This window comes from Rhizobium sp. MHM7A (assembly GCF_005862215.1).
Taxonomy (GTDB): domain Bacteria; phylum Pseudomonadota; class Alphaproteobacteria; order Rhizobiales; family Rhizobiaceae; genus Rhizobium; species Rhizobium bangladeshense.
On the sequence record NZ_VCHT01000053.1, the window covers coordinates 1 to 3308 of the forward strand.

4 protein-coding genes are annotated in these 3308 nt (G+C 59.6%); all 4 read left to right on the forward strand.

Annotated elements, in window-relative coordinates; translation table 11 throughout:
• On the forward strand, nucleotides 1-1782 hold a 1782-nt coding region (locus FFR93_RS40200), incomplete at its 5' end, for a conjugal transfer protein TrbE (RefSeq protein ID WP_138397207.1).
• A complete protein-coding gene (trbJ, locus tag FFR93_RS40205) occupies nucleotides 1754-2557 on the forward strand; it encodes a P-type conjugative transfer protein TrbJ (protein WP_138397208.1) in 804 nt (267 codons plus the stop codon). The genes FFR93_RS40200 and trbJ, both read left to right, overlap by 29 nt.
• Nucleotides 2554-2754 (forward strand): entry exclusion protein TrbK, encoded by a 201-nt coding sequence (trbK, locus tag FFR93_RS40210; protein ID WP_064250648.1) that lies wholly within the window; start codon nucleotides 2554-2556, stop codon nucleotides 2752-2754. Before trbJ ends, trbK begins: the two co-directional genes overlap by 4 nt.
• The coding region (gene trbL / locus FFR93_RS40215) for a P-type conjugative transfer protein TrbL (protein ID WP_138397209.1) at nucleotides 2748-3308 on the forward strand (561 nt) is incomplete at its 3' end. The genes trbK and trbL, both read left to right, overlap by 7 nt.

Sequence of the window (3308 nt, forward strand, 5' to 3'; positions counted from 1 at the left end):
TGGATCGCGACTGCTGAGCTTGAGCACGGACTGACGCCGAAGGTTGAGAACCGTTTTCTCGGCATCGTCGCGATCGACGGTCTGCCGGCCGAAAGCTGGCCAGGCATCCTGAACAGCCTTGATCTGATGCCGCTGACCTATCGGTGGTCATCGCGCTTCATCTTTCTGGATGCCGAGGAGGCCCGGCAAAAGCTCGAACGCACACGCAAGAAATGGCAGCAGAAGGTCCGGCCGTTTTTCGACCAGATCTTCCAGACACAAAGCCGCTCGGTCGATCAAGACGCTATGACCATGGTCGCTGAAACCGAGGATGCGATCGCGCAGGCCTCGTCGAAGCTTGTTGCCTACGGCTATTACACGCCCGTCGTCGTCTTGTTCGACAGCGATCGCGAAGCACTGCAGGAGAAGGCCGAAGCGATCCGGCGACTGATCCAGGCGGAAGGTTTCGGGGCGCGGATCGAAACACTTAACGCCACCGACGCCTATCTCGGCAGCTTGCCAGGCAATTGGTATTGCAACATCCGTGAGCCGCTGATTAACACCAGCAATCTCGCCGACTTGATTCCGCTGAACTCGGTCTGGTCCGGAAACCCGGTTGCGCCATGCCCCTTTTACGCACCGAATTCCCCGCCCTTGATGCAGGTTGCGAGCGGCTCGACAGCGTTCCGTCTGAACCTGCATGTCGATGATGTCGGCCACACGCTGATCTTCGGGCCGACCGGTTCTGGCAAGTCGACGTTGCTCGCCCTGATCGCCGCACAGTTTCGCCGCTACGAACATGCGCAGATCTTCGCCTTTGACAAAGGCAGTTCACTTCTCCCCCTGACGCTCGCAGCCGGCGGCGATCACTATGAGATCGGCGGCGACAATGTGGAAGAGGGGAGGGCATTGGCCTTCTGCCCACTCTCCGAACTCAAAAGTGATGCCGACCGCGCCTGGGCGACGGAATGGATCGAAATGCTGGTCGGCCTGCAGGGCGTCACCATCACCCCGGATCATCGCAACGCCATCTCTCGGCAGATCGGCCTGATGGCGAGTGCATCCGGTCGCTCGCTCTCGGATTTCGTCAGCGGCGTGCAGCTGCGCGAGATCAAGGACGCACTGCATCATTACACCGTCGATGGCCCGATGGGCCAGCTCCTCGATGCGGAAGAGGACGGCCTCACACTCGGCGCCTTCCAGACTTTCGAGATCGAGCAGCTGATGAATATGGGCGAACGCAATCTCGTGCCAGTGCTGACCTACCTGTTCCGCCGGATCGAAAAGCGTTTGGATGGGTCGCCGAGCCTGATCGTGCTCGACGAGGCGTGGCTGATGCTCGGCCACCCTGTGTTCCGCGACAAGATTCGCGAGTGGCTCAAGGTGCTCCGCAAGGCGAATTGCGCCGTCGTTCTTGCGACCCAATCGATCTCCGATGCCGAGCGGTCCGGGATCATGGACGTACTAAAGGAATCCTGCCCGACAAAGATATGCCTCCCAAACGGCGCCGCTCGCGAGTCGGGGACGCGAGAATTCTACGAGCGCATCGGCTTCAACGAGCGACAGATCGAGATCGTCGCTACGGCCATGCCGAAGCGCGAATACTACGTCGCCACGCCAGAAGGCCGCCGGCTCTTCAACATGTCGCTTGGGCCAGTCGCGCTGAGCTTTGTCGGCGCGTCGGGCAAAGAGGACCTCAAACGCATCCGCGCACTGAAATCCGAACATGGCCACGACTGGCCGATCCACTGGCTTGAAACGAGAGGAGTTCACGATGCCGCATCGCTACTCACGTTCGAATAGATGGCTCGCCTGCTTGGCGGCCGCCGCTCTCACGATCGGAGCTGCAGGCTCTGTGCAAGCCGGTACAGCCACCGGCGCTGCGACCGAATGGACGCAGCTCGCCAACAATGCGCAGCTCGTGGATCTCATGAAAAGCTCCGGCATCCAGGTCGACAATCAGCTGACCCAGATCAGCCAGCTTGCAGAGCAGATCCAGAACCAGCTGAAGATCTACGAGAACATGCTGCAAAACACCGCCCAGCTTCCTGACCATGTCTGGGGGCAGGTCGAAAGCGATCTCAACCAGCTGCGCAGCATCGTCGACCAGGGACAGGGCATCGCTTTTTCGATGGGAAATGCGGACGACGTTCTTCAGCAACGCTTTCAGAGCTACGCCGATCTCAAGACGAATTTGCCGGACAACACGACGCTCTCCTCGACCTATCAGTCCTGGTCTGACACCAACCGCGACACAATCGCCAGTTCGCTGAAGGCGGCGAGCCTCACGGCCGACCAGTTCGACAGTGAGGAAGATACGATGTCCTCGCTGCGATCGATGTCCGAAACGGCTGACGGGCAGGTGAAGGCTTTGCAGGTCGGGCACGAGATCGCCGCTCAGCAAGTCGCGCAAATGCAGAAGCTTCGCGGGCTCGTCTCCCAACAGATGACAATGATGGGAACCTGGCTGCAGACGGAACAGACCGACAAGGACCTGGCGCAGGCGCGGCGGGAAAAGTTCTTCAACGCCGAGGTCAAGAGCGTTCCGGACGGCCAGAAGATGGAACCAAGATGGTGAGCCGCCAAGTCTTGATTGCCTTGCTGTTGGCTGTCGCCGCTGCATCGTCAGCAGCGACAGTGCTGATCGTCAATTACCGAAACACGGGAATACCTGCGCTCACCGAGGAGCAGCGCGCCGTCAGGGAAAAATTCTTCGGCTCCGAGAAGGAGCTGCCGCCGATCACGGAAGGTCAGGAGATGCGCCCAAGATGGTGAAGGTAACTGTCGCACGCTCGTTCCTGATTACAGGTCTCTTTTTCCTCGCCTATGCTGTTCCTGCATTCGCGCAGGAGGGACGGGTCCTCACGGAACTGGAAAACCAGGTCTCGTCTGCTGCGAAGGGGTGGGAGACCACCATCATGGAGGCGGCGAAATCCCTATTCTGGATTCTTGCAACGATCGAGATCGGCATTGCGGCCGTCTGGTTGGCGATCCAGTCAGCCTCACTGGACAGTTGGTTCGCCGAACTGGTGCGGCGGATCATGTTCATCGGGTTCTTCGCATTCGTTCTGACCCAAGGTCCGACCTTTGCGCGAGCAGTGGTCGACAGCCTTTTCCGGATTGGCGCCGGCGGCGGTTCAGCTTCGCCTGCTGAAGTGTTCGATGCCGGCATCCGCGTCGCCTCCCAAATGTCGCAACAAGCACAGTTCGGGGTGTTCGAAGACAATGCGCTCGCGATTGCCGCCGTTCTTGCCATGGGCATCGTTGTCATCTGCTTCTCGCTGGTTGCAGCTATTTTCGTGTCGGTCATGGTCGAAATGTATGTCGGC

Excerpts from the sequence above, each read along its gene's own strand:
- trbJ (WP_138397208.1), top strand. The coding sequence starts at position 1,754 with ATGCCGCATCGCTACTCACGTTCGAATAGATGGCTCGCCTGCTTGGCG.